The 23,939-nt window shown below is 63.4% G+C and carries 21 protein-coding genes; 5 read left to right on the forward strand and 16 right to left on the reverse strand.

Annotated elements, in window-relative coordinates:
• The first annotated feature begins 98 nt into the window (after positions 1–98).
• Positions 99–1,547 (forward strand): M48 family metalloprotease, encoded by a 1,449-nt coding sequence (locus ACE1EY_RS08460; RefSeq protein ID WP_370299939.1) that lies wholly within the window; start codon positions 99–101, stop codon positions 1,545–1,547.
• Here ACE1EY_RS08460 and ACE1EY_RS08465 read toward each other — a convergent pair.
• From ACE1EY_RS08465 to gyrA, 13 genes are all read right to left on the reverse strand, one after another.
• The gene (locus ACE1EY_RS08465) at positions 1,522–2,529 is read right to left on the reverse strand and encodes an NAD-dependent epimerase/dehydratase family protein (protein ID WP_291512503.1); all 1,008 of its coding nucleotides are present in this window, start codon (positions 2,527–2,529) and stop codon (positions 1,522–1,524) included. The two genes, ACE1EY_RS08460 and ACE1EY_RS08465, sit on opposite strands and share 26 nt — an antisense overlap.
• A gap of 114 nt (positions 2,530–2,643) precedes the next feature.
• Entirely contained in the window at positions 2,644–3,801 is a 1,158-nt protein-coding gene (lapB, locus tag ACE1EY_RS08470; RefSeq protein WP_370299940.1) for a lipopolysaccharide assembly protein LapB, read from the reverse strand.
• Positions 3,794–4,114 (reverse strand): LapA family protein, encoded by a 321-nt coding sequence (locus ACE1EY_RS08475; protein ID WP_291512505.1) that lies wholly within the window; start codon positions 4,112–4,114, stop codon positions 3,794–3,796. The genes lapB and ACE1EY_RS08475 overlap by 8 nt, the downstream gene beginning before the upstream one ends.
• The gene (locus tag ACE1EY_RS08480) at positions 4,098–4,379 is read right to left on the reverse strand and encodes an integration host factor subunit beta (protein ID WP_291512506.1); all 282 of its coding nucleotides are present in this window, start codon (positions 4,377–4,379) and stop codon (positions 4,098–4,100) included. The genes ACE1EY_RS08475 and ACE1EY_RS08480 overlap by 17 nt, the downstream gene beginning before the upstream one ends.
• A 123-nt stretch (positions 4,380–4,502) precedes the next feature.
• Positions 4,503–6,185 (reverse strand): 30S ribosomal protein S1, encoded by a 1,683-nt coding sequence (rpsA, locus tag ACE1EY_RS08485; protein WP_370299941.1) that lies wholly within the window; start codon positions 6,183–6,185, stop codon positions 4,503–4,505.
• 119 nt (positions 6,186–6,304) lie between these two features.
• Positions 6,305–6,988, reverse strand: coding sequence for a (d)CMP kinase (gene cmk / locus ACE1EY_RS08490; protein ID WP_370299942.1), 684 nt, complete (start codon positions 6,986–6,988; stop codon positions 6,305–6,307).
• Positions 6,985–8,301, reverse strand: coding sequence for a 3-phosphoshikimate 1-carboxyvinyltransferase (gene aroA, locus ACE1EY_RS08495; RefSeq protein WP_370299943.1), 1,317 nt, complete (start codon positions 8,299–8,301; stop codon positions 6,985–6,987). The genes cmk and aroA overlap by 4 nt, the downstream gene beginning before the upstream one ends.
• The gene (locus tag ACE1EY_RS08500; protein WP_370299944.1) at positions 8,298–9,185 is read right to left on the reverse strand and encodes a prephenate dehydrogenase; all 888 of its coding nucleotides are present in this window, start codon (positions 9,183–9,185) and stop codon (positions 8,298–8,300) included. The genes aroA and ACE1EY_RS08500 overlap by 4 nt, the downstream gene beginning before the upstream one ends.
• Positions 9,186–9,192: 7 nt before the next feature.
• The gene (gene hisC, locus ACE1EY_RS08505) at positions 9,193–10,320 is read right to left on the reverse strand and encodes a histidinol-phosphate transaminase (protein WP_370299945.1); all 1,128 of its coding nucleotides are present in this window, start codon (positions 10,318–10,320) and stop codon (positions 9,193–9,195) included.
• Between the two features lie 26 nt (positions 10,321–10,346).
• On the reverse strand, positions 10,347–11,453 hold the full coding sequence (gene pheA / locus ACE1EY_RS08510) for a prephenate dehydratase (protein ID WP_291514179.1): 1,107 nt from the start codon (positions 11,451–11,453) through the stop codon (positions 10,347–10,349).
• 15 nt (positions 11,454–11,468) lie between these two features.
• Positions 11,469–12,647, reverse strand: coding sequence for a phosphoglycerate dehydrogenase (locus ACE1EY_RS08515; RefSeq protein ID WP_370299946.1), 1,179 nt, complete (start codon positions 12,645–12,647; stop codon positions 11,469–11,471).
• A 4-nt stretch (positions 12,648–12,651) separates the two neighbouring features.
• Positions 12,652–13,734: a 3-phosphoserine/phosphohydroxythreonine transaminase gene (gene serC, locus ACE1EY_RS08520; protein WP_291514177.1), complete on the reverse strand. Its 1,083-nt coding sequence runs from the start codon at positions 13,732–13,734 to the stop codon at positions 12,652–12,654.
• A gap of 135 nt (positions 13,735–13,869) precedes the next feature.
• Positions 13,870–16,437 (reverse strand): DNA gyrase subunit A, encoded by a 2,568-nt coding sequence (gene gyrA, locus ACE1EY_RS08525; protein ID WP_370299947.1) that lies wholly within the window; start codon positions 16,435–16,437, stop codon positions 13,870–13,872.
• Between the two features lie 286 nt (positions 16,438–16,723).
• Between gyrA and ACE1EY_RS08530 the strand changes: the two genes are divergently transcribed.
• The 4 genes from ACE1EY_RS08530 to ACE1EY_RS08545 all read left to right on the forward strand — a co-directional run bounded on the left by ACE1EY_RS08530 (position 16,724) and on the right by ACE1EY_RS08545 (position 21,494).
• Positions 16,724–17,638 (forward strand): DnaJ C-terminal domain-containing protein, encoded by a 915-nt coding sequence (locus ACE1EY_RS08530; RefSeq protein WP_291514175.1) that lies wholly within the window; start codon positions 16,724–16,726, stop codon positions 17,636–17,638.
• A 39-nt stretch (positions 17,639–17,677) separates the two neighbouring features.
• A complete protein-coding gene (locus tag ACE1EY_RS08535) occupies positions 17,678–18,988 on the forward strand; it encodes an adenylate/guanylate cyclase domain-containing protein (protein WP_291514174.1) in 1,311 nt (436 codons plus the stop codon).
• Between the two features lie 69 nt (positions 18,989–19,057).
• Complete coding sequence (locus ACE1EY_RS08540; protein WP_370299948.1) at positions 19,058–19,954, forward strand: AEC family transporter; 897 nt, start codon at positions 19,058–19,060, stop codon at positions 19,952–19,954.
• Positions 19,955–20,042: 88 nt separating this feature from the next.
• Complete coding sequence (locus tag ACE1EY_RS08545) at positions 20,043–21,494, forward strand: metallophosphoesterase (RefSeq protein WP_370299949.1); 1,452 nt, start codon at positions 20,043–20,045, stop codon at positions 21,492–21,494.
• A gap of 12 nt (positions 21,495–21,506) precedes the next feature.
• Here the strand turns inward: ACE1EY_RS08545 and ACE1EY_RS08550 are convergent, their stop codons facing one another.
• The 3 genes from ACE1EY_RS08550 to ACE1EY_RS08560 form a co-directional block, all read right to left on the reverse strand.
• Positions 21,507–22,667 carry an alpha/beta fold hydrolase gene (locus ACE1EY_RS08550; RefSeq protein WP_370299950.1) on the reverse strand — a complete coding sequence of 387 codons (1,161 nt, stop codon included), beginning with the start codon at positions 22,665–22,667 and terminating at the stop codon, positions 21,507–21,509.
• A 63-nt stretch (positions 22,668–22,730) separates the two neighbouring features.
• Positions 22,731–22,964 carry a hypothetical protein gene (locus tag ACE1EY_RS08555; protein WP_370299951.1) on the reverse strand — a complete coding sequence of 78 codons (234 nt, stop codon included), beginning with the start codon at positions 22,962–22,964 and terminating at the stop codon, positions 22,731–22,733.
• Between the two features lie 14 nt (positions 22,965–22,978).
• Positions 22,979–23,914 (reverse strand): FAD-dependent oxidoreductase, encoded by a 936-nt coding sequence (locus tag ACE1EY_RS08560; RefSeq protein ID WP_370299952.1) that lies wholly within the window; start codon positions 23,912–23,914, stop codon positions 22,979–22,981.
• Positions 23,915–23,939 lie beyond the last annotated feature (25 nt).

Raw genomic sequence — 23,939 nt, forward strand, 5'->3', positions numbered from 1 at the left:
CTGCGCGCAGCCATGATCTAATCGGCGTACGATTAAAAATCACGCCCGCACGCTGTCGATCAGGGTGCCGCCGAATGTAGCACACGCCAGCAAACCGAATGATTGCAACAACCCGCCGTCTCCTAATCCTGATCTGCTCACTGGGATTGATCGTCTCCCCGGTCGCAGCCAACGTGAATCTGCCGGATTTCGGCGAACCCGCAGATCAGACCCTCTCGCCCGCCGAGGAGGCGGAAATCGGCGCGCGAATCGAGGCGCAGCTGCACGCCGCCGGGTTGATACTCGAAGACCAGGAACTCACCGAGTACATCACCAGTGTGGGCGCAAAGCTGGCGGCGCACGGCGGGTCCAGCCCCAACGGCTTCAAGTTCTTCGTGATCCGGGATGATTCGATCAACGCCTTTGCCCTGCCCGGCGGGTACATTGGTATACACACCGGCCTGCTCAAGGCGTCGACCAGCGAATCCGAACTCGCCGGTGTCGTGGCGCACGAAGAGGCGCATGTGACTCAGCGCCACATCGCGCGGCAACTTCAGGGGTCCACCGGCTGGACTCTTGCGACCGCCGCCCTGGTTGTGGCGGCCGCCCTGGCCGGCGCGACGGATCCCGACCTGATCCAGGCTGCGCTGGGCGTAGGCCTGGCCTCCATTCAGCAGCGCCAGATCAATCACACCCGCGCGCATGAGCTGGAGGCCGACCGCCTGGGCATACGTACTCTCGCGGACGCCGGCTACGATCCCAAGGGCATGGCGACTTTCTTCGAGCGACTGCACCAGCAAACACGGCTGTACGGCAATCAGTTGCCGGAAATCCTCCTGACCCATCCGGTGTCTGCGACCCGGGTGTCCGAAGCCCTGAATCGGGCCGACGACTACGAACCCGTCAACCGCAGCAGTTCGGATCAATACAAGTACATGCGCGCCCGCGCGCGCATCCTGGCTTCCGCGCCACCCACGCTGGAACGCGAGTTCTTCCAGCGGTCGCTGGACCACGACGAATCAGACGACGAGGCTCGCTACGGCCTCGCGGTCATCGACATCCTCAGCGGCGATGGGAGCGGAGCGCTCGAGCATCTGCAGGCTATCGATGACACGGATCAGGTGAACGTGCAGTTGGCCATGGCCCAGGCCGAACACACTGCTGGCCAGAACGAAGCCGCCCTCGAGCGTTATGCGGCATTGCTGCGACGCCATCCGAACTACCAGCCGATCGCCCTCGCCTACGCCGATACGCTGGTTCGCACCGGCGAATCTGACGAGGCGCGTCGCGTGCTGCTCGACAGTATCGCCTATCGCCGCCACGAGCCCGATGCCTACCGTCTGCTCGCGCTGGCAGCGCGCGACAGCGGACGCGAGCCGGAGGCGCACTACCAAATGGCGGCATTCTTTAAATACCGGGGCAATTACCGGGCGGCGATCAACCAGTTGCACACGGGTCTGCAGCGACCGAATCTCAGCGATTCCGAACGCGCACGGCTCGAATCAAGAATGCTGGAGTATCGGCGCACGGCGCCGGAAGAACTCAGGCGGACGGGATCGACCGGCTGATCGATTTCAGCATCCCCTCGGACAGCATCCATTCAATGGTGTCGTTCAACATGCTGTCCATATCAACACATTCGAAGCCGAGTTCCTCGACGGCTCGTGATGTATCGCAGTAGATGTTGCTGGACAGCAGTGTCACCGTCTCGCGCGTAAGATCCGGCTCGCGCCGGAAGACGGGTGCCAATGTTTCTTCCAGGCGAGCGTATGCCGAGAGGACAGCCACCGGCAACGGACGTGGCGCGACGGTGCGCCCCAGCGCCTTGGCCACGCGCTTCACCAATGTCAGGTATGCCGCATCCTCGCCACCCAGCAGATAGTTGCTACCGATGCGTCCTTGCTGCGCCGCAGCGAGATGGGCCTGCGCGACTGAATTGGCGTGGCAGAACGATCCACCGCCGTCCGGCATGCCGGGCAAACGACGCTGCTGCACCAGCTGAAACAGTCGCGACCAGTTGTTGTGATCGTAACGACCCAGGATATTCGCGGGATTGATGATCACTCCCGGCAGGCCACGTGCAATACCACGACGTACCTCGCGCTCCGCCATCGCCTTGGTACGAACGTAATCGATGGGGGACTTCGCGGCCGACACCGGCGTTTGCTCATTGATGCGACCGGAATGCAAACCGAAGGCGACCGCGCTGGACGTGTGGACGAAGCGCCGCGCGCGGCGTTCCAGTGCGACCCTGACGACGTTTCGGGTCCCGCGAACGTTGACCAGGGTTTGTTCAGCACGCTGACGGCGCCATAGGCTGGTATCCCCAGCAACATGGAACACCACATCGGGGCGCTGCGGCATGGCGGATCGGATACTGTCCAGCTGGGTGACATCGCCGCATTGCAGGGTGACGCCGAGTTGGGCTAGATACGCAATGTCGGAATGGGCGCGATGCATAGCGATCACGTCCCAACCGTCCCGCCCTAGCGCTTCGATTAGGTTCTGGCCCACGAACCCGGTAGACCCGGTCACAAACGCCAGCGGCATCCAGCCTCCCTACGCAACCTGCCTTATGCAAATCCTGTCGAGGATATGAAAAACTTCGACCAACGTCGAATTGACGGGCAGATACCAGGTGCGCGCGGGCTGCGCGAAAGCGCCCTATGCTGGCTTCGCAGCGTCAGAGACGGGAATCATCGACGCCCAATGCCGGCAGCTGGGGCATTGCCAGTGAATGGCCCGCCCGGAGAACCCGCAATGCTGGCAGGCGTATAGCGGCGCGCTGGCCAGGGTGGCGCGCAGAGCGCCGTGCAGTGTTTGTAGCGGAGCGGCCAATGTGGCCGGCAGCTCGGACTGATTCAGTTCGAGCAGGTGATTGAATGCCGTCCATGAAGGGGTGGAGGACAGGTAACTCGCGAGCAACGCCACACCCTCTGCTGGCTCACTTTCACGGGCAAGCGCCACCTGCACGGCAGGCAAAGTCTGCTGATCAGACTGTTCCCTGAGGTAGGCCAGCCACTCCGACTGCTGGCTTAGCGATTCGTAACATCGCTTCAACGGCTCCAGCGTTTCGACCACAAACCGCGCATCCTGACGCGCGACGCGGCGATAGGCCTTGACCGCGCCTCTGATGTCCTCGCTTGCTTCCCGGGCCCTGCCCTCAAGCAGGCTCGCGCGGACGCAGTCACGGTCGTCGGACAACGCCCGTTTTACCCATTGCAAGGCTGTCTTGGTGTCTTTCGTCCACAGCGCCTCTTCCGCCATTTCGCAGGCGTACTGCGCCAGACGACGAGGCTCGGGGGCGCCTTGAACCTTCTCCTGCCGACGCGTCGCATCAATCGCGCGCTCCCAGTCCCGCTCCTTTTCGTAGATCGAGACCAGCGATGACAATGCAGCATCCTGGAACATGCCCTGCTCCAGTAGCTCCAGATAAAGACCCTCGGCGCGATCGAGCACGCCGGCCTTCATGTAATCCTGAGCGAGTTCCAACCGCGCGCGATTGCGATAGCGGTGGTCGAGGTTGGGTCTGGCGACGAGGTTTTGATGCACACGCAGGGCACGATCCACCTCACCACGGCGACGGAATAACGCGCCAAGCGCCAGATGGGTTTCCACAGTGTCGTTGTCGACTTCGAGCAGGCGGATGAAGACGTCCATCGCCTTGTCCGTCTCGTCATTGACCAGGTACTGAACGCCCTGCAGATAGTCCGTATTGGGGGCTGGCTGGGCCTCGGGGGGCCTGACCCGGCTACGCAGATACCAACCCAGGGCCGCAGCCATGGGCATCAGCAGCAGCGCTAGGCCAAAGGCATCAAACATCGTGGATCGGGAGATTCCGAAGGTTCTTCAGCTCGGCCTCCTGATCCTTGATCTGCCGGGATTGGCGACGAATCTGGCGTTTCAGCCGCGTCACGCGTAGGGCGCTGATCAACACCATCACCACCACGATCACGAGTAGCTCCAAGACCATCCAGAAGATCAGCGGCCCGGAAAACTCGGCGACCAAGAGGTCGACCGTCACGTGTTCGGTATTGGTAAAGGCAAGCGCGACACCGAGGCAGAACACCACCAGGACGGCGATGATCATCAGCGCACGGCCGATCGTGCCTCGCGTCTCAGTTTCCGTTGACACGCTCACGCAACTCCTTGCCGGGTTTGAAATGCGGGACCGCCTTGGACGGAATCACCACGGCATCGCCGGTTTTCGGGTTACGCCCGATCCGCTGCGGGCGGAGATGCAGGGAGAAACTGCCGAATCCACGGATCTCGATGCGGTCTTCTTCCGCAAGCGCATCGGTGATCTTGTCCAGCACCAGTTTGACAGCAAGCTCCACATCCTTGTGAGACAGATGTGGCTGGTTATCCGCCAACTGATCGATTAGTTCCGACTTGGTCATGAACGAATCCAAGCTCCTCTCATTCACTTCCGAGTCACAGTAGAACAAAAGCCCGTGGCGCGCAACACGCCACGGGCTTTTTTCCTCTTTATTTTCCTGAGCTTAGAGCGCTTGCAGGTTCGCTTACGCGTCCTTGTTGCCGTCGCCCATCTGCTCCTTGAGGAGATCACCCAAGCTGGTCGTACCCGTCTGGGCGCTGCGGCTGTACTCCGCCACGGCGTCGGCCTCTTCCTTCATCTCCTTGGCCTTGATGGACAGGGAGATCGACCGGGTCTTGCGGTCCATACCGACAATACGGGCTTCGATGCTGTCGCCAGCGTTCAATGCCGTGCGGGCATCTTCAATACGCTCGCGGGCGATGTCGGCAACACGCAGGTAGCCGTCAATGCCTTCTTCGAGATCGATGACCGCACCACGAGGATCAACCTCGCGGATCGTGCCGACCACGATCGAACCCTTGGGATGACGACCCATGTACGACGCGAACGGATCCTGTTCCATCTGCTTCACGCCCAGCGAAATACGCTCGCGCTCGGCGTCGATGGACAGCACCACGGCTTCCATTTCCTCGCCCTTGGAGAAGTTGCGGACCAGGTCCTCACCCTCTTCATGCCAGGACAGGTCGGAAAGATGCACCAGACCGTCGATGCCGCCGTCCAAACCGATGAAGATGCCGAAGTCGGTGATCGACTTGATCGAGCCACGAACCTTGTCGCCCTTCTGGAAGTTCTGCGCGAACTCTTCCCACGGGTTGGGGATGCACTGCTTGATGCCGAGGGAGATGCGGCGACGCTCTTCGTCGATATCCAGCACCATGACCTCAACCTCGTCGCCGATCTGCACAACCTTGCCAGGGGAGACGTTCTTGTTGGTCCAGTCCATTTCGGACACGTGGACCAGGCCTTCCACACCTTCTTCGATTTCGACGAACGAGCCGTAATCGGTGATGTTGGTGACCTTGCCGAACAGGCGGGTACCTTCCGGGTAACGGCGGGCAATGTCGACCCAAGGGTCTTCGCCCAGCTGCTTCAGGCCCAGCGAGACACGCATGCGCTCGCGGTCGAACTTCAGCACCTTGACTTCGACTTCCTGGCCGGCTTCCACGACTTCCGACGGATCCTTCACTCGCTTCCAGGACATGTCGGTGATGTGCAGCAGGCCGTCAATGCCGCCGAGGTCCACGAACGCGCCGTAGTCGACGAGGTTCTTGACCACGCCCTGCAGCACGATGCCTTCCTGCAGCTTCTCGATCAGTGCTTCGCGTTCCACCGAGTATTCGGCTTCCAGCACTTCGCGACGGCTGACCACGACGTTGTTGCGCACGCGGTCGAGCTTGATGACCTTGAATTCCAGCGGCTTGCCTTCCAGGTACGCGGTGTCGCGAACCGGGCGAATGTCGACCAGCGAGCCTGGCAGGAACGCGCGGACATTGCCCACGTCGACCGTGTAGCCGCCCTTGACCTTGCCACTGATCTGACCGACCACGATTTCCTGATCGTCGAATGCAGTCTGCAGACGATCCCAGGTCTTGATGCGCTCGGCTTTTTCCTTCGACAGCTTGGTCTCGCCAAAGCCGTCTTCAACGGTCTCCAGGGCGACCTCGACGTCGTCACCTTCGCCGATGGTCAGCTCGCCGGAGTCGTTGTAGAACTCCTCGATGGGGATGACGCCCTCGGATTTCAGGCCAGCATCAACGATGACCACATCCGACTTGACCTGCAGTACACGGGCCGTAACGATCGAACCCGGCTGCATGGTTTGTTGAGCAATCGATTGCTCGAAGAGTTCTGCAAAACTTTCAGACATAAGAATTAAGACACACTAGGTTTGTACCGGCGGTTCATCCGTAAATGCCGGGGCTGACAAAAACAGTCGGGGCGCCGATCCTTGGCGCCCCGGGCTAAATTCGTGCTTGATCGGCGAGGCTACTGGAGCCCACGGTCGACGATGAGGGTGATGGCCTGTCGTAACACCTGGTCGATGCCAAGCTCGGAGGTGTCCAGGATCACGGCATCGTCTGCCGGCTTGAGCGGCGCGGTCGTACGCGACGCATCCCGCTGATCGCGCGAGATTATATCAGAGTAAATCTTTTCGAATGTAGCACTGTTTTCGGGCACGCTCAATTGCGCGGCGCGGCGTCTGGCACGCACCTCGGCGGAGGCGGTCAGGAACAGCTTCAGAGGCGCGCGGGGAAAGACGACCGTGCCCATGTCGCGGCCGTCGGCCACCAGGCCCGGCGCAGTGCGAAAATCCCGCTGCCGCTCCAGCAGATTTGCGCGCACGGCCGGCAGGGCCGCGACCCGGGACGCGGCATCGCCTACGCGCTCCTCACGAATGGCGCGGGTGACGTCGTCTCCCGCGAGATCAATCCGGACGCCCTGCCCCGGCTGCACGGAAAACGCCACCGGCAGTGTCCGGGCGATGCCTGCCAGCGTCGTCTCATCATCCAATGCAGTCCGTTGGCGCATCGCGCTCAGCGCCACCAGCCGATAGAGCGCCCCAGAGTCCAGCAGATGCCAGCGCAAATGTGCGCTGAGCGACAACGCCAGCGTGCCTTTACCGACACCACTGGGTCCGTCTACAGCCACGACTGGAGTCTCCACGCTCATGGCAGCTGCTCGATGTTCAGGCCGAGGCCAGACATGGCATCGATGAAACCCGGGAACGAGGTCTGGACATTGGCGACATCCCGAATCTCGATCCCGTCGGCCGCGACGGCACCTAGCGCGGCGAAGGACATGGCGATGCGATGGTCCCCCAGCGAGTCGACGACACCGCCGCGAACCCCGCCGCCGTGGACGGTGATGCCGTCCTCCGCCTCCTCGACCTGCACCCCGACGGCCTCCAGACCTCGCGCCATTGCGGCGATGCGGTCGGATTCCTTGACCCGCAGCTCCGCCGCGCCGGTGATCCGTGTGGTGCCCTTGGCCACCGCCGCCGCCACCAGCAGCGCGGGAAACTCGTCAATGGCCAGGGGCACCAGCGCCGGCGGCACATCCACCCCCTGCAACGGACCAGCCACGATATGGAGATCAGCGATCGGCTCGGCGCCCGCGGCACGGACATTGAGCAGAGACAGCTGCGCGCCCATCATCTCGAGAATCTTCAGCACACCCGCCCGCGATGGATTCACCCCCACCCCGGGCAGCAAGACATCGGAACCCTGCGCGATCAGGGCCGCCACAATGGGAAAGGCCGCAGAGGACAGGTCTGCCGGCACGTCGATGGCGGTAGCTGTCAACCGCTGGCCGCCGGCCACCTGGCAGCGCAGACCGGACACCGGCACCTCCACTCCAAAGCTCGCCAGCATGCGTTCGGTATGGTCCCGGCTAATGCCCGGTTCGTTGACGACAGTCACACCCTCCGCGTAGAGACCGGCCAGTAACAGCGCGCTCTTGACCTGCGCCGAGGCCACAGTCAAATCAAAGCTGGCGCCGTGTAACCCGAGACCACCGTGAACCGTCAGCGGAGCCGTGCCGGCTCCCGTCGACTCAATGCGCGCGCCCATGCGGCCCAGCGGTTCGGTGATTCGGCGCATCGGACGACGCGACAGCGACGCATCGCCGGTCAGTGTGGCGTCAAAGGCCTGCCCCGCCAGCAGTCCGGACATCAGCCGCATCGACGTGCCGCTGTTGCCCAGGTCCAGCGGTGCAGCGGGCGCGCGCAGGCCATGCAAACCCACGCCATGAATCCGCATGCCGGTGGGCGATGTGTCCTCGCAGACGACACCCATGGCCTCGAAGGCTTTTCGCGTTGCGAGACAATCCTCGCCCTGCAGGAACCCCTCGACCTCCGTCACCCCATCGGCGAGCGCCCCCAGCATCACCGACCGGTGCGAGATCGACTTGTCGCCGGGCACGCGCAGCTCGCCGCGCAGCGGACCGGACGGCTGAACCCGAAAGGACACACTCGAGCCGCTCATGACGCGCCCCGGTCGCCCGTGAGCGCGACATAAGCGTCCCGGGCCTGCTTGGCGCAGCGAAACCGGGACTCGATCTGCGCTGCGTCGCCGTCATCAATCGCCTGTTTGAGCGTCTGCAGGCCGCCGATTAGCGCCGCGAGGTTGTCGCTGACGGCCTGCTGATTCGCCAGCGCGATGTCCCGCCACATCTCCGGCGAGCTGGATGCAATGCGGGTGAAGTCGCGAAAACCGCCGGCGGCGTACATGAAGATCTCGTCGTGATCCGGTCGTGTCGCCAGCATTTCAACCAGGGCAAACGCGAGCATGTGTGGCAGGTGACTGGTCGCGGCGAGCACATCGTCGTGATGATCCGCCGCCATGCGAATGGTCCGGGCGCCGCAGGCCCGCCACAGCTGTTCGACCTCACGCAGGGCGGATTCGGCGCTCTGCGCCGTCGGGGTCAGAATCGCCAGCCGCTCGCGATACAACTCCGGAAATGCCGCCGCAACGCCAGTGCGTTCAGTGCCGGCGATCGGATGGGCGGGAACAAAACCCGACGGCAGCGCACCGAAGGCGCGCCGCGCCGCGGCAATCACCGACTGCTTGGTCGATCCGACATCGGTGATCACGGCGTCGTCCCGACAAACCCGCGCAATGGCGGCCAGCACCGATTCCATCGCCAACACCGGCACGCAAAGCAGATGCAGGTCAGCATTGGCGGCAATCTTGTCGGCCTCGGTCGAAAACTCGTCGATCACGCCTAGTGCCACCGCACGAGTCAACTCGGACTCGCGACGGCCAAAACCCAGGATCGTGCCTTCATAGCCGGCGGCACGCAGCGCCAGCGCGACGGACCCGCCAATCAGGCCGACCCCGTAGATCGCAATCCGTTGGGACTGAATCATCGCGCCCTCACCCGGCGCTCAGCACCCGGCCCAGAGCATCGAGAAAGCGCTCGTTCTCGTGCACCGTGCCGATCGTTGTGCGCAGGTGGTTCGGCATGCCATACCCCGCCAACGGACGGACGATCACGCCTTCGCGAAGCATCGCCTCGTAAACAGGCGCGGCATCGCGGGCCAGGTCAAAGGTCAGAAAATTGGTATGCGTTGGCAGGTAACCCACACCCAGGGCGTCCAGCCCCTGGCGAACCCGCGCCAACCCGGTGAGGTTGGTGGCCACCGACTCATCTACAAATTCGCCATCTGCCAGGGCCGCCCGTGCCGCGACATGGGCCACGGCATTGTTATTGAACGGTTGACGCACGCGATTGAGGATATCGGCGAGCCCGGCGTGGGACAGGCCGTAACCAATGCGCATCGCCGCGATCCCATAGATCTTGGAAAAGGTGCGCGTCACCACCAGGTTCGGATACTCATCCAGCAGGCGTCGCGCATCAATCCGCCAGTCCTCCGGCTGGTAGTGGTGATAGGCCTCGTCGAGCACCACCACGACATCGTCCGGCACGTCGCGCAGGAAGGCCTCGAAGCCGTCCGGCTCCAGCCAGGTGCCGGTGGGGTTGTTGGGATTCGCCACAAAAACCAAGCGCACCTTGTCGTCAATCAGCGCGCGCATCGCCTCCAGATCATGGCCGTACGGCATGTCGGAGTCTGCATCCAGCGCCTGGGCGACCCTCGCCTCCCCGCTGGCCGCTGCCGTGGCGATCGGGTAGACGGCGAAGGCATAATCCGAAAATACCGACGCCCGCCCCGGCCCCAGCAACGCCTGGGCGAGCAGCACGAGAATATCGTTGGAGCCATTGCCCAGCGTGATCCGCTCCGCTTCAATGCCGTGGTGCGCAGCCAGATCAGCCTTGAGTTCGTGCCCGGCCGCATCCGGGTAGCGCGCAAAGAAATCGCCACTCAATGACGCTTGCACCGCGGCCGTCACGGCCGGGCTGCAACCCAACGGGTTTTCGTTGCTCGCCAGCTTGATCGAGCCGGTGATACCCAGTTCGCGCTCCAGCACCTCGACCGGCTTGCCCGGGGTGTAGGGCTTGAGTGCGACCGGTCCCGGCATCGCCAGTTGCTTGAAATCAATCATGATCGTCTGCGTAGTTTTCGGCGAAATCAGGTCAGCGGAGCCCGCGGATACGAGCCGAGAATCTTGAACAGGTCGGAGCGCGAATCCACCGCCTTTAGCACCTCGGTCAATGGAGGCTCATCGGCATGCCCGGCCACATCAATGTAGAAATTGTAGTTCCAGTTACCGCGGCGCGACGGGCGCGACTCGATCCGGGTCATATTGACCCCGGCGTCGGAGAAGGGCTTGAGCAATTCGAACAGGGCCCCCGGCCGCTGGTCTCCGCCGCGCGCCGAGCAGACGAACGACGTCATGTCGTCACCGGTCGGCGCAGTCTGCTGGCGACCGATCACCAGAAAACGCGTGGTGTTGTCCGACTCGTCCTCGATGTTCGCGGCGGCTATCCGCAGGTCGTAGAGCTCGGCGGCCGGTCGGCCAGCGATGGCTGCCCAGCCCTGCCCCGGGTTCTCCGAGACCAGCCGGGCCGCCTTGCCATTGCTTGAGGCGGTCTCGAGTTCCGCCGCTGGCAAGCGAGTCTGCAACCACGTCCGGCACTGCGCCAGAGACTGCGGGTGCGCGATCACCTTGGTGATGCCGTCCGGCAGATCCCGATCGCTGAGCAGGTGGTGGTGGATCGGCAACGTCACCTCGCCACAGATTCGCAGCGGGCTGGACACGAACAAATCCAGGGTGTGGCTCACCACGCCCTCTGAGGAGTTCTCGATTGGCACAACGCCGTAATGCGAATTGCCGGCCTCGACATCCCGAAAGATCTCGTCGATCGCGACCATCGGCCGCGAGCGCACGGCATGCCCGAAATGCTTGTGCACCGCACCTTGGGTGTAGGTGCCTTCCGGGCCGAGATAAGCCACCGTCAGCGGCGATTCCAGGGACAGACAGGCCGACATGATTTCGCGCATCAAGCGCGCGACGGTCTCATCGGTGAGCGGCCCTTCGTTACGAGCCATGACATGGCGCAGCACTTCGGCCTCGCGTGACGGGCGATACATGTCGCCGACATCACCCGCCTGCTGCTTGATAATCGCGATTTCCTGCGCCAGGCGTGCGCGGTCCGAAATCATCTTCTGGATGGATTGATCCAGATCGTCAATCGCCAATCGCGCCGCCGACAACCGGCCTTTGGAGTCTGTCATGACCGATACCGTGACTTAGTGCTCGATGGCACGCACAGACAGCACGCCGTTGATTCCGCTCAACTCATCGAGCAGATCCACCGGCAAATCCCCGTCCACGTCAACGAGGGTGTAAGCAAGATCGCCACGCGACTTGTTCAACAGGTCGGCGATGTTCAGATCGCGCTTGGCCAGCGCCGTCGATATCTGCCCCACCATGTTCGGCACATTGCGATTGACCACCGCCAGCCGGGCCGCACCATCGGTGAGCGGCAGGATCGCTTCAGGAAAGTTCACCGAGTTCCGGACGTTGCCGGTTTCTAGATAGTCACGCAGCTGATCAGCGACCATCACCGCGCAGTTGTCCTCGGCTTCCTGCGTGGACGCTCCGAGATGCGGCAGCGCGATCACACCCCGATGGCCCTTGCCAGCGGGGGTCGGAAAATCGCAGACGTAGCGATGTAGCTTGCCTTGCTCCAACGCCTCCAACACCGGCGCTTCCTCGACGATGGGAGCGCGCGAGAAGTTCAGCAGGGTCGCACCGTCACGCATCAGCTTGATGCGATCGGCATTGATCAGTCCCCGCGTGGCGTCGATCAACGGCACATGCAGCGACACGAAATCGGATTTGGCGAGCAACTCCTCGACGGTCAAGGCCTGATCGACATTGGCGTCCAATTGCCAGGCGTTACCAACCGTGATCGCCGGATCGTAGCCGATCACCTTCATGCCGAGGTCCTTGGCCACGTTGGCCACCCGCACGCCGATCGCGCCCAGACCCACCACCCCCAACGTCCGGCCGGGCAACTCGAAACCCTTGAACTGTTTCTTGCCCGCCTCGACGCGCTCGTTCATCGACGCCGGATCGCCGTCCAGGCTGTTGACGAAATCCCAGGCGGCAATGATGTTGCGGGACGCCAGGAGCATGCCGGTCAGCACCAACTCCTTGACGGCGTTGGCGTTGGCGCCGGGCGCGTTGAACACCACCACGCCTTTGGCGCTCATGGCCGGCACGGGGATGTTGTTCGTACCGGCACCCGCCCGGCCCACTGCGCGCAGCGAATCGGGAATCGGCCGCTCGTGCAGATTGGCCGACCGCAGAATCAAACCATCGGGATCATCCAGGCTGGACGCCACGTCGTACCGGTCCAGCGGAAACCGGCCCAGGCCCTTGGCAGAAATATTGTTTAACGTCTGAATCTTGTATTTTTTCAAGAGGCTAGCCGTTGTTCTTCGCAAAGTCGTCCATGTACTTGATCAGCGCATCCACACCAGCTTCAGGCATCGCGTTGTAAAGGCTGGCGCGCATGCCGCCGACACTGCGATGGCCCTTGAGCGTCGTCAGACCCGCAGCGGCGGCGCCCTCCAGAAAGCTTGCGTCGAGATTGGCGTCCGCCAGGGTGAAGGGCACATTCATCCAGGAGCGGTGCTCCGGTTTGACCGGGTTCTGGTAGAAGCCAGACGCGTCGACGTACCCGTAAAGCTTGCCGGCCTTGGCGGCGTTGCGGGCTGCCATGGCATCCAGGCCGCCCTGCTGCTTGATCCATTGCAGCACCAGACCGCAGACGTACCAGGTGAAGCAGGGAGGCGTATTCAGCATCGACTCGCCATCGGCCACCTTGGCGTAGTCGAGCACCGTCGGCGTTTGCGGTAACACGTCGCCGATCAGGTCGTCCCGCACGATCACGATCGTCACCCCCGCCGGGCCTAGGTTCTTCTGAGCACCCGCGTAGATCAGACCGAAACGGGACACATCGATCGGACGCGACAGGAAGGTCGACGAAAAGTCCGCGACCAGCGGCACGTCCCCAACATCGGGCACATCGGGAAATTCGACGCCCTCGATGGTTTCATTGGGCGTGTAGTGAACGTAAGCGGCATCCGGGCTCAGCGACCACTCGGCGCGATCCGGCACCTGGGTGAACCGATCATCGGCCGGACGGGCAACGGTGTTGGCCGTGCAGAACTTTCCGGCCTCCTTAATCGCCTTTTTGCCCCAGCTGCCGGTTACCAGGTAGTCAGCGGCGTCGCGGCCGCGCAGCAGGTTCATGGGGATCGCCGAGAACTGCCCCGTTGCCCCGCCCTGCATCCACAGAATCTTGTAGTTGTCCGGAACGTTGAGCAGCGCCTTCAGCGTCTCGGTTGCCTGTTCGGCGATGGAGACAAATGCCTTGCCGCGATGGCTCATTTCCATCACGGACATGCCCGTTCCCTGCCAATCCAGGAGCTCCTCCTGAACCTGTTGGAGAACGTCAACCGGCAGCGTGGCCGGTCCGGCTGAGAAATTGAAGACGCGCGTCATGATGCTCCCGGAGCGGTATCCATCCGAAGTTGGGGCGCGGGAGAGTACACCGAACGGGCGGAACTGTCGCCCTGTTCGCCAGCGACAGGAAGCGCCGTCCGCCGCAGCCTGATACGGCTGCGACGGACAGGCCGATCAAGCCTCGGCGTCGTCGATCTCGCCCTCATCGTCGCCTTCGGCTTCGGTCGCCACGCGGTCGACACCGACCAGACGATCGCCATCAGCGAGGCGGATAAGCTTCACGCCCTGGGTGTTGCGGCTCAGCCGCGAAATGCCGGCGACCGTCTGGCGATTGAGGTTGCCGGATTCGGTGATCAGCATGATCTCGTCACCCTCGCCCACCTGAATCGCAGCCACCAGTTTTCCGGTCTTGTCGGTTAGCCTCTGCGCGAAGACGCCCTGACCACCGCGACCACGCAGTGGATACTCGTCCACCAGCGTGCGCTTGCCGAAACCGGCCTCGGACATGGTCAGCACGTCGCCGTCCTGACAGATCAGCAGCGAAATCACCGCCTGTCCCTTGCCCAGTTTCATGCCACGCACCCCGGCGGCGGTACGACCCATCGTGCGGACGTTCTCTTCGGGGAAGCGAATGCCCTTGCCGTTGTCGGCCACGAGCAGGATGTCCCGCGTGCCGTCGGTGAGTGCCGCACCGACCAGCGCATCGTCGTCCCGCAGAGCCAGTGCAATGATGCCGTTGGCGCGCGGGCGCGAAAATGCTTCGAGTTCGGTCTTCTTGACCACACCCTGGCAGGTAACAAAGAACACCGACTCGCCGGTCATGAAGTCCTTGATCGGCAGCACGGCGGAGATCCGCTCATCCCCCTCCAGCGGCAGCAGGTTCACGATGGGCTTGCCACGCGAGCCGCGGCTGCCCTGCGGAATCTGATAGACCTTGAGCCAGTAAACCTTGCCGGTGGACGAGAAGCACAGCAGCGTGTCGTGCGTGTGCGTCACCCACAGGGCATCAATGAAATCGTCGGTCTTGAAGCTGGAGGCCAGCTTGCCGCGCCCGCCACGCTTCTGCGCCTGGAACACGTCCAGGGGCTGGCTCTTGACGTAGCCCTCGTGCGACAACGTGACGACCACATCCTGGGGCGTGATCAGATCTTCCAGGTCCAGGCCAATGAAGTCTTCGAGAATCTCCGTCCGGCGGGCATCACCGTAAGTCTCGCGGATGAGGGTCAATTCCTCACGAATGACCTCCAGCAGGCGTGCCGTGCTACCCAGAATGTCCAGATAGCCAGCAATCTGTTCGAGAATCTCGCGGTACTCGCCGACCAGTTTTTCCTGCTCCAGGCCGGTCAGGCGGTGCAGGCGCAGATCCAGGATCGCCTGGGCCTGGGATTCCGACAGCATGTAGCCGTTGTCGGTCAGGCCCATGTCTTCGGCCAGCTCTAGCGGACGCGACGCCGCAGCGCCGGCGCGGCCGAGCATGTCGCGCACCTGCCCCGGCGCCCAGGGACGGGCAACCAGCGCCGCGCGAGCCTCGGCTGGGGAGGCAGCGGCCTTGATCAGCTCGATGACCTCGTCAATGTTGGCCAACGCGACGGTGAGCCCTTCCAGCGCATGCGCTCGGTCGCGCGCCTTGCGCAGCAGATACATCGTGCGACGGGTGACGACCTCGCGGCGATGACGCACGAAGGCTTCCAGCACCTGCTTGAGGTTCAGCGTCTTCGGCTGGCCACCGTCCAACGCGACCATATTGATGCCGAACACGGTCTGCAGCTGGGTCTGGCGGTAAAGGTTATTAAGAACCACCTCGCCGGCCTCGCCGCGCCGCAGTTCGATCACCATGCGCATGCCGTCCTTGTCGGACTCGTCACGCAGTTCGGTGATGCCCTCGATCTTCTTTTCCTTGACCAGCTCGGCGATCTTCTCGAGCAGACGCGCCTTGTTCACCTGATAAGGCAGTTCGGTGACGATGATGGCCTGCCGGGTTCCACTGGGCACGTCTTCGATCGCCGCGCGGGCGCGCATGTACACGCGCCCCCGACCGGTCTCGTAGGCCTCACGCACGCCGGCCGTGCCGTTAATCAGGGCCGCCGTCGGAAAATCCGGAGCCGGCACATGCTCCATCAGGCCGTCAATAGTGATCTCGGGGTCATCGATCAGTGCCACGCAAGCATTGACGATCTCGGTGAGATTGTGCGGCGGAATATTCGTCGCCATGCCGACAGCGATGCCGGCCGAGCCATTGATGAGCAGATTCGGGAGCTTGGTCGGAAGAACGGCCGGCTCGGATTCCGATTCGTCATAGTTCGGGACGAAATCAACCGTGTCCTTGTCGATGTCCGCCAGCAGCTCGTGCGCGATGCGCGCCATGCGCACCTCGGTGTAACGCATCGCAGCCGCTGAGTCGCCATCGACCGACCCGAAGTTGCCCTGGCCGTCCACCAGCATGTAGCGCATCGAAAACGGCTGCGCCAACCGTACAATGGTGTCGTACACGGCGGTGTCGCCATGGGGGTGATACTTACCGATCACATCACCCACAACACGTGCCGACTTCTTGTAGGGTTTGTTGTGGTCGTTACCCAGTTCGCGCATCGCGTGCAGCACGCGTCGGTGGACCGGCTTTAGACCATCCCGGACATCGGGGAGGGCTCGACCTACGATCACACTCATGGCGTAATCGAGGTAGGACTGCTTCATCTCATCTTCGAGATTGATGTGCAGCACTTCTTTCGCGAACTCGCTCATTCGCTCCCTTCGCTAATTTAGAGGAATTTGGTGTCTGCCACGCGTCTTGGCACGCGATTTATCCGAGTAGTATAGCAGCCTGAGCGCCTGCAAGCGCGCTGGCGGGCCGGATTTCGTTTTAAGCCACCCCCATAGCCCAGCAAAACAAAAACGGCCGATGGCGAGATGCCGCCGACCGGGTCAGGCAGGCCGGTGGTTGCCCAGGCCGACAGCCCCGAGCATTGAATTTCACTCCATCTGGCACCATACCTGCGCCAGTCTCTTGTCCGGTGCACGCAATACCCGTATGGAATTTCAGGACTACTACGACACGCTGGGTGTTTCGCGCAAGGCCACCGATGCCGAGATCAAGGCGGCCTATCGCAAGCTCGCGCGCCAATTTCATCCCGACCGAAATACGGACGCTGGTGCCGAAGACCGCTTCAAAGCCGTCTCAGAGGCCTACGAGGTACTGAAAGACCCCGAAAAGCGGCAGCAGTACGACGCGCTCGGGGCCAACTGGCAAAACGGCCAACAGTTTCGGCCGCCGCCCGGCTGGGACGGTGGCGCTGGCGGTGACTTTGGCGGCGCTTCCGGTTTTTCCGACTTCTTTGAAACCCTGTTCGGGCAGGGTTTTCAGGCCGGGGACTTCGGCGGGCAGAATCCGTTTGGCGGACGCCCTAGCCGGCCGTCACCGCAATCGGCGCGCATCACGGTCACACTGGAGGATGTCTTCAACGGAGCCAAGCGCCGCCTCACACTCAATGACAGTGGCGGCCCGCGTCAGGTCGACGTGCAGATTCCCAAGGGCGTACGCCCCGGCCAGAAGATCCGGCTGTCCGGCCAGGGACGCGCTGGCATGGGCGGGCTGCGTGGCGACCTGCTGCTGGAGATCGACGTGCAGTCGCATCCAGTGTTCGAACTCGACGGTCGTGATGTCCGTGTGACGGTGCCGATCACTCCTTGGGAGGCCGGCTTGGGCTCGAAACTGGAGGTCCCCACGCTGGCGGGTACCGTCACGCTCAAGGTGCCGGCCGCGGCGCGCACGGGACAAACCCTTCGGCTGCGTGGCCGTGGCCTGCCCGGCAACCCGCCAGGCGATCAGCTGGTGAGCCTGCAAATCCAGACGCCTCCGGCGAAGACCAAGGAAGAGAAGGCGTTCTACGAAAAGATGGCCGCGGCGTTCTCCTTCAACCCACGCCGCGAACATGGTCAGGCGTAGACTGACGACCTGACCAGCGTCCGGGCCACGGAGAGCGCCATGGACCCTTTGAATACAGCACCGAATGTCCTGTCCATCGTATCGCTGGGGATGGCGTTGGCCTTCGTGCTGTCGGACCGGCGCTCCGTCACTAGCCGCATGCTCGCCGGCGCGCTGGCGAGCATCGCTGCCTCGATCTTCATCAACACCAACTGGATCGCACCCGTACCGCCTGCGGAACTGGGCCGATGGGCCGCACTCGGGGCTGTCACCGATGCCGCAGCGATGATCTTCAGCGCGCAATGGCTGTTGCAGGTTCGCCGCACCATCCCCGCCGGCGATCTGGACACGCGAGTCGGCGACTGGTTGGTGCGTATCGCCCAGCTGCTGTCGTTGCTCTATCTGGCGATCGGCCTCGTGGCCTATCAGTCCCGCGCGGAACACTTCCTCGGCGGCCTGGCCGGAGGCTGGGTCTTTCCATCGCCGGAGTTCCTGTTCTTCGCAGGCCCGCTCATCCTCGCGATGATCGCCATGGCCCTGGTGATACGGCTCATCATGTTCCGCCGCCCGGAGTACTCCGAGTCCATGCGGCTGGCCGGTTTTCTGCTGGGCGCACCGCTGATCGCACTCGGCTTGGTCACCGGCGAAAACATCGCGGCGTACTCAACATCGGTCGGACTCATGCTGCTGCTGGTGGGCGCGGTGCAATATCACGTCCTGGAAGGACAGAAAGGCGCGTTCATGCGGCGCTTTCTCGCCCCGCAGGTTGCGGATCTAGTCCGGCGCGAAGGCCTGAAACGCACGATGGCCAGCGACAGCATGGAGTTGTCGGTGGTGGCTTGCGATGTCCGCGGGTTCACCGGCTACGCGGAATTTGTCGGCTCCGAACGGGTGATCATGGGCCTGCGCAGCTACTACGACCGGGTGGGCGCCATCGCTGCCCGCCACGGCGCCACCATCAAGGACTACGCCGGAGACGGTGTGCTCATGCTGGTCGGCGCGCCGCTGCCCTGCGAGGGGCATGCCGAGATCGCCATGGCGTTGGCGCGTGATCTGCAGCGCGAAGTCGCGCCGATGCTCGAACAATGGTCACTGGACGACCACCAGCTCGGCATGGGCATCGGCGTCGCCACGGGCCAGGCCACGGTGGGCATTGTCGGCGGATCATCGCGCCTCGAATACGCGGCCGTCGGCTCGGTGGTCAACCGCGCCGCCAGGCTCTGCGATGCCGCGCGATCGGGGGAGGTCTTGCTGGATGCCGCCACCCACACGGCGGCCGACCACAATTCGGCCATCACGATCGAATCCGGCCCGCGCCAGCTAAAGGGTATCGACAGGCCTGTGGAGACATTCGCCATCAGCCGCGCCTAAAGTCGACTGGTCTTCTCCGGCGGAATCGGTCAGTCTCCGCGCCCCAATGCAGTACGGAAACCGAGGAACGTGAGCAGCTTTGCGTTATTGCTGGGCGCCTTGGCGCTGGGCTATCTCTTCGCAAATCGGCAATGGATGCCGTCCAGTGCGCCGACCGTGCTCAACGCCTGGGTGATCCGCATCGCACTGCCGGCGCTGGTGCTGGTGCAAATCCCGAAGATTCCATTTCGACCCGAGCTGTTGTTTGCGGCCGCGGGACCGTGGATGGTCGCGCTCGGTGCCTGCCTGATCGTTCCACTCATGGGCCGAATGCTGCGGTGGGATCGCGGTCGAACCGGAGCCGTATTGCTGACTTGCGGCCTGGGCAACACCGCGTTCATGGGCCTGCCGATGGTGCAGGCGCTGTTCGGACACGAGGCGATCGGAACAGCGGTGATCGCCGACCAGCTCGGCTCGTTCATGATGCTGTCCACGCTCGGCGTGCTGATTGCGGCCGTGTTTAGCGGGCAGCAAATCCAGGCGCGCTCCATTGCCTTGCGCGTGGTGCTGTTCCCACCCTTTATCGCCTTGATCGTCGCCTTCCTCGTCGGCGCGATCGGCGGCTGGCCCGTCTGGATCGAGCCGGTCCTGAGCCGCCTGGCCGAAACGCTCACCCCGGTCGCCTTGTTCACGGTGGGCTTTCAGATGCGATTCGGCGATGTCTGGCGGTTACGCACACCCATCGGAGCCGGTCTGACCTGGAAACTGCTGGCCGCGCCGGCACTGGTGCTGGGCGCGGGGGCCGCCCTGGGCATCACCGGCGACCTGCGAGACATCACGGTCACCCAGTCGGCGATGGCGCCGATGATCACCGCGGGCATCATGGCCGCGGACGCCAAGCTGGACCCGCCGCTGGCGACCGCCATGCTCGCCGCCGGCATCGCCTTGTCGTTCCTGACCGTACCGCTCTGGACGCTGTTGCTGTAACCATCGGGCGCTCGAGCGTTGTAGCTGTCATCGGCGCGACATGAAGATGGACCAACATCCCGCCGCTTCGATCCCGCCTGACCATGCCATGACCCGCAAACCTGTCGTCCTTAATCCTGGGCGCCGAGCCTTTCTGGCCGGCACCGCGACCCTCCCCACGCTGTGGCTCGCCGGTTGCGGGGGCACCCAATCCGATCTGCCGACGGCCCCGCCCGTGGGCAATCCCACGCCACCGCCCGCAATGCCGCTCAATGGCCCGCGAGGCCTGCATGTCAGCCTCACCGGTGATGCCGCCTCATCACGTGCGGTGACCTGGTTCACCGACGGCACCGAAGCCGGTCCCAGCCTACTGGAGTTCGATACCGTCACACCCGCCATGTCGGCATCGGACATTCAAACCATGCCGATGGCGGTGCAGGCGGAGGGCAGCGCCGATGCGACGCCAGGTGTCGAGGCATACACACACAGGGCCTCGGTTGAGGTACTCGACCCCTCACTGCCGTTCCGCTATCGCGTGGGCGATGGAGAGAGTTGGTCTGACGTCCGCGTCGTCCAGCCCACTCCGAGTGGCAACTGGCGCTTCACCCTGTTCGGCGACCACGGCATTACCGAACGCGCCGCCCTGGTCAATCGTCAGGTGTTGAACACACCGACCGATCTGCTGCTCATCGCCGGCGACCTGTCCTACGCCAACGGCAATCAGCCAGTCTGGGATCAGTGGTTCGGCAGCGTGGAACCCCTTCTCTCCGAGCGCGTCACGATGACCGCACCGGGCAATCATGAGGAGGAGGACGACGGCGGCAACACGTTCAAGAACCGCTTTACGCATCCGGGCCGCAACACGTTCTACTCGTTCGATTACAACCGGGTGCACTTCATGGTCAGCACGGCAGGTGCATTGATCAACGATGGCACGCTGCCGGAAGAACTGCTGACCATCGAAACCGACCTCGCGCTGGCCGCCGCACGCCGTGCCGCCGGCGAAATCGATTTCATCTGCGTGCTGCAGCACTTCACGATCTGGACGGACCAGGAAGGCCGCGCCCCGGCCAATCCGTCACTGGTGCTGCTCGAAGAAAACATTCTGGTGCGCTATGGCGTCGACGTGGTCCTCTGCGGTCATGACCATGTCTACCAGCGCTCCGTACCCATGGCGTTCGGCATTCCCAATCCACTGGGTTACGTGCAGATGATGGTCGGCACGGGAGGCCAGTCGGTCCGCCTGTTCGAACCGACGATCCAGAGTTGGTCGGCCAAGGAATTCATCGGTACGGGCTATGCCATTTTTGATGTGGAAGGCCGGACGATGCGAGGCCAGTACATCGGCACGGCGCCGACCGGGCTTGGCGATGATGTCCGTCAAAACCCGACGGACGACTTCCAGGTGGTCGACAGCTTCGAGATCCAGGCCAAGGACATGATCGCTTGCCGGGCCTGCGCCCTGCCCCCGCGCAACGCGGAAGCCCTGCTCGCGAACTACGACGCCACCGCCGCGCACACCCGTCAACGCAACGCCCACGCCCTCGCCCACTGCGCTTAAACGCAGCGTCGGTCAGTCAGACAGCGCGGACCGCGTGTCCAGCCACTCGGCCAGCACGGCCCAGACGGCTGACTGGGCCTTGTTGCCCATGACGACACCGGCATGCCCGCCGGGTGCAATGACGAACTCCTTATCCGGCGAACGCACCAGATTCAGGATGGTCTGCGCCGACTTGGGTGTCACGATGGCGTCAGCCTCACCGGCAAAGACCAGCAACGAACACTCGATGCTGTCGAACTGCGACACCCGGTCGCCAACCTCGATGCGGCCTCGGGACAGGTCATTGTCGACCCCCACCTTGACGATGAAGTCCTGCACGATTCCGCCGGGGTAATCCTCCATGTTGTCGAGGAAATGCGACGTCGTCGTGTGGTGAACCAGATACTCGCGATCCGCCAGCTTGGCGAACAGGTCCCAATAGGCCGTCAGGCTCCCAACCGGGTTGGTGAGCTTGAAGGCCAACGAGTTCATCCAGCCCGGAACCTGCAGGTAGGTGGGATCGATGTTGTGAACCCGAAAGCTGGTGTACTTGCGAATCAGATAAGCCGGCAACTCCATTGCCCGCGTCACCCGCGCGGCGATCCCGCCCTGGCGGTAGTCAATGGGGCTGGCGATGGTGATCAGATTGCGGATATGCGGGTCATGCGACAGACCCGCATAGATCAGGCTGAACAAACCGCCCATGCACCAGCCCAGCAAGCTGATCGGCTGCACGCCGGAATGTTCGCGCACGGCCGCAAGCGCCTCGCCGAGCATTTCCTCGGCATAGTGCCGAATGCTGTAGTGCGCATAGCGCTCCCCCGGGGAGCCCCAGTCCACCAGGTACACGCGAAAGCCCCGGGCACGCAGATAACGCACCAGGCTGCGCTGGGGAATGAGATCGAAGATCACCGATGTGGCGGCCAGCGGTGGCACGATCACCAACGGGACCGGATGCTCGGTCGTCTGCACCGGCAAGCTGCTGCCGTCGGTGAGCGGGATGCTGCCCTGATCCAGCGGTGGGTAATACCGCACCGTCATCGGCGCCCGGCGCGCAATCGTTTCGAACGGCGTTTGATTGGACTGGATCAAGGCACCCGGCCGAAACATCCGGTCGAATGCGTTATTGGCCACCGTGGCAGCGAGGCGATTGGCCTGCAGGCCACGGTCGATCACCCGGTTGATCAGGTTCATTCGGTGCGACTGGCGAAGATGGGCGCGAGATTGTAGCCAGCCAGCCGATACCTGGCAGTGACTTCAGATCAACCACCAGGCCAGACCCGCCGCCACAGTAACGGCCAGCAAGCCACTGGCGGCCAGCATCGCCGCCTTCCATAGCCGGCGTTGGAGGGCCGCGTTTCGAGGCTTGGCGTAAAGAGCTTCGAGTTCATGATCCCGCAACACATCCAGATCCCAGTGCGATGTGTGCCGCTCTTTGACCTCATCGCGATGGACGACGGTCTTCGACTTGGCCTGGTCCGATTCGGTCACGCCAGCCGCCCGACTCAGGCCGCCCCGGCGTTTAGCTCACCCCCGAGCCGATCGGCCGCACGCAGCGCGCGTTCCACGCCTTGCGTCAGTCCACCCGGCTCGCTCCAATCACCACCGATTAGCAGCCCGGCGCCAATCGCTCCGGTGTACCGCCGCTCCTGCGCCTCGGCCAACGCATACCGCCAATGCTTGGCGCGCAACTCGTCCAGGCCTGCGGCGCCGGCCGATTCCAATGTCTTGCGCATTTCGTCCGCGACCTCCTCTGGCGAATGACTCTGGCGTGCAACTGACCATCCATCGCCTGCCTGTAGCCTCAACACCTGACGTGAAGCCCCTGCGAACACGGCCCCGCGCTCGATCTGCTCGAACTGCGGCACGAGCCGGGTCACGTCCACCCGCGCGCGTCGATCAATCGAGCCGGTGATCGTCCAGCGTGACGAATAGCTCAGCGACGCCAGCTCAGTCGCGCGATCCGGGAACGCCGGCGCGATCAGTTCCGCCGTCTGAGGTGCCGGACAGGTCACCACCACCTGCGTAGCCCGGCAGATCGATGCATCATCGTCGGCCAGCAGCTCCCAAGCCCCGCTCGGCAGATGCCGCAGCGTTGCAACATGGACCGGGTTGATGATGCTCAATCCACCCGCCTGAACGGCGATAAAGGCTCGGGCTGATTCGAGTAGCGCAGCTTCGGCCCCGCCCGCCACAGGACGCAACCGGCGCAGCCCGTCGCCCGACCACCAGCGATGCGCGCTGGGCAACTCGAAACGTGACACGCCCTGCTCGACGACCGCCTCGCCATCACCGAGCCGGCGCGACGAGAATCGCCCGCCGGGATGCCAGCCCTTGTCGAGCAGCGTCACCTGCCGGCCGCGGGCAGCCATTTGCTGCGCAATCGCAAGGCCGGTAATACCGGCTCCAACAATGGCGAGATCCGTCTCGGCCAGTTTCATTGCATCAGCGCAGCCATGGCGACGC

The sequence above is a fragment of the Abyssibacter sp. genome (assembly GCF_964229365.1).
Taxonomy (GTDB): domain Bacteria; phylum Pseudomonadota; class Gammaproteobacteria; order Nevskiales; family OUC007; genus Abyssibacter.

Excerpts from the sequence above, each read along its gene's own strand:
- ACE1EY_RS08535 (WP_291514174.1), top strand. The coding sequence starts at position 17,678 with ATGGACCCTTTGAATACAGCACCGAATGTCCTGTCCATCGTATCGCTG.
- ACE1EY_RS08465 (WP_291512503.1), bottom strand. The coding sequence starts at position 2,529 with ATGCCGCTGGCGTTTGTGACCGGGTCTACCGGGTTCGTGGGCCAGAAC.
- ACE1EY_RS08550 (WP_370299950.1), bottom strand. The coding sequence starts at position 22,667 with ATGAACCTGATCAACCGGGTGATCGACCGTGGCCTGCAGGCCAATCGC.
- ACE1EY_RS08480 (WP_291512506.1), bottom strand. The coding sequence starts at position 4,379 with ATGACCAAGTCGGAACTAATCGATCAGTTGGCGGATAACCAGCCACAT.
- rpsA (WP_370299941.1), bottom strand. The coding sequence starts at position 6,185 with ATGTCTGAAAGTTTTGCAGAACTCTTCGAGCAATCGATTGCTCAACAA.
- ACE1EY_RS08560 (WP_370299952.1), bottom strand. The coding sequence starts at position 23,914 with ATGAAACTGGCCGAGACGGATCTCGCCATTGTTGGAGCCGGTATTACC.
- gyrA (WP_370299947.1), bottom strand. The coding sequence starts at position 16,437 with ATGAGCGAGTTCGCGAAAGAAGTGCTGCACATCAATCTCGAAGATGAG.
- pheA (WP_291514179.1), bottom strand. The coding sequence starts at position 11,453 with ATGACAGACTCCAAAGGCCGGTTGTCGGCGGCGCGATTGGCGATTGAC.
- cmk (WP_370299942.1), bottom strand. The coding sequence starts at position 6,988 with ATGAGCGTGGAGACTCCAGTCGTGGCTGTAGACGGACCCAGTGGTGTC.
- ACE1EY_RS08545 (WP_370299949.1), top strand. The coding sequence starts at position 20,043 with ATGACCCGCAAACCTGTCGTCCTTAATCCTGGGCGCCGAGCCTTTCTG.
- aroA (WP_370299943.1), bottom strand. The coding sequence starts at position 8,301 with ATGAGCGGCTCGAGTGTGTCCTTTCGGGTTCAGCCGTCCGGTCCGCTG.
- serC (WP_291514177.1), bottom strand. The coding sequence starts at position 13,734 with ATGACGCGCGTCTTCAATTTCTCAGCCGGACCGGCCACGCTGCCGGTT.
- hisC (WP_370299945.1), bottom strand. The coding sequence starts at position 10,320 with ATGATTGATTTCAAGCAACTGGCGATGCCGGGACCGGTCGCACTCAAG.
- ACE1EY_RS08500 (WP_370299944.1), bottom strand. The coding sequence starts at position 9,185 with ATGATTCAGTCCCAACGGATTGCGATCTACGGGGTCGGCCTGATTGGC.
- lapB (WP_370299940.1), bottom strand. The coding sequence starts at position 3,801 with ATGTTTGATGCCTTTGGCCTAGCGCTGCTGCTGATGCCCATGGCTGCG.
- ACE1EY_RS08530 (WP_291514175.1), top strand. The coding sequence starts at position 16,724 with ATGGAATTTCAGGACTACTACGACACGCTGGGTGTTTCGCGCAAGGCC.
- ACE1EY_RS08460 (WP_370299939.1), top strand. The coding sequence starts at position 99 with ATGATTGCAACAACCCGCCGTCTCCTAATCCTGATCTGCTCACTGGGA.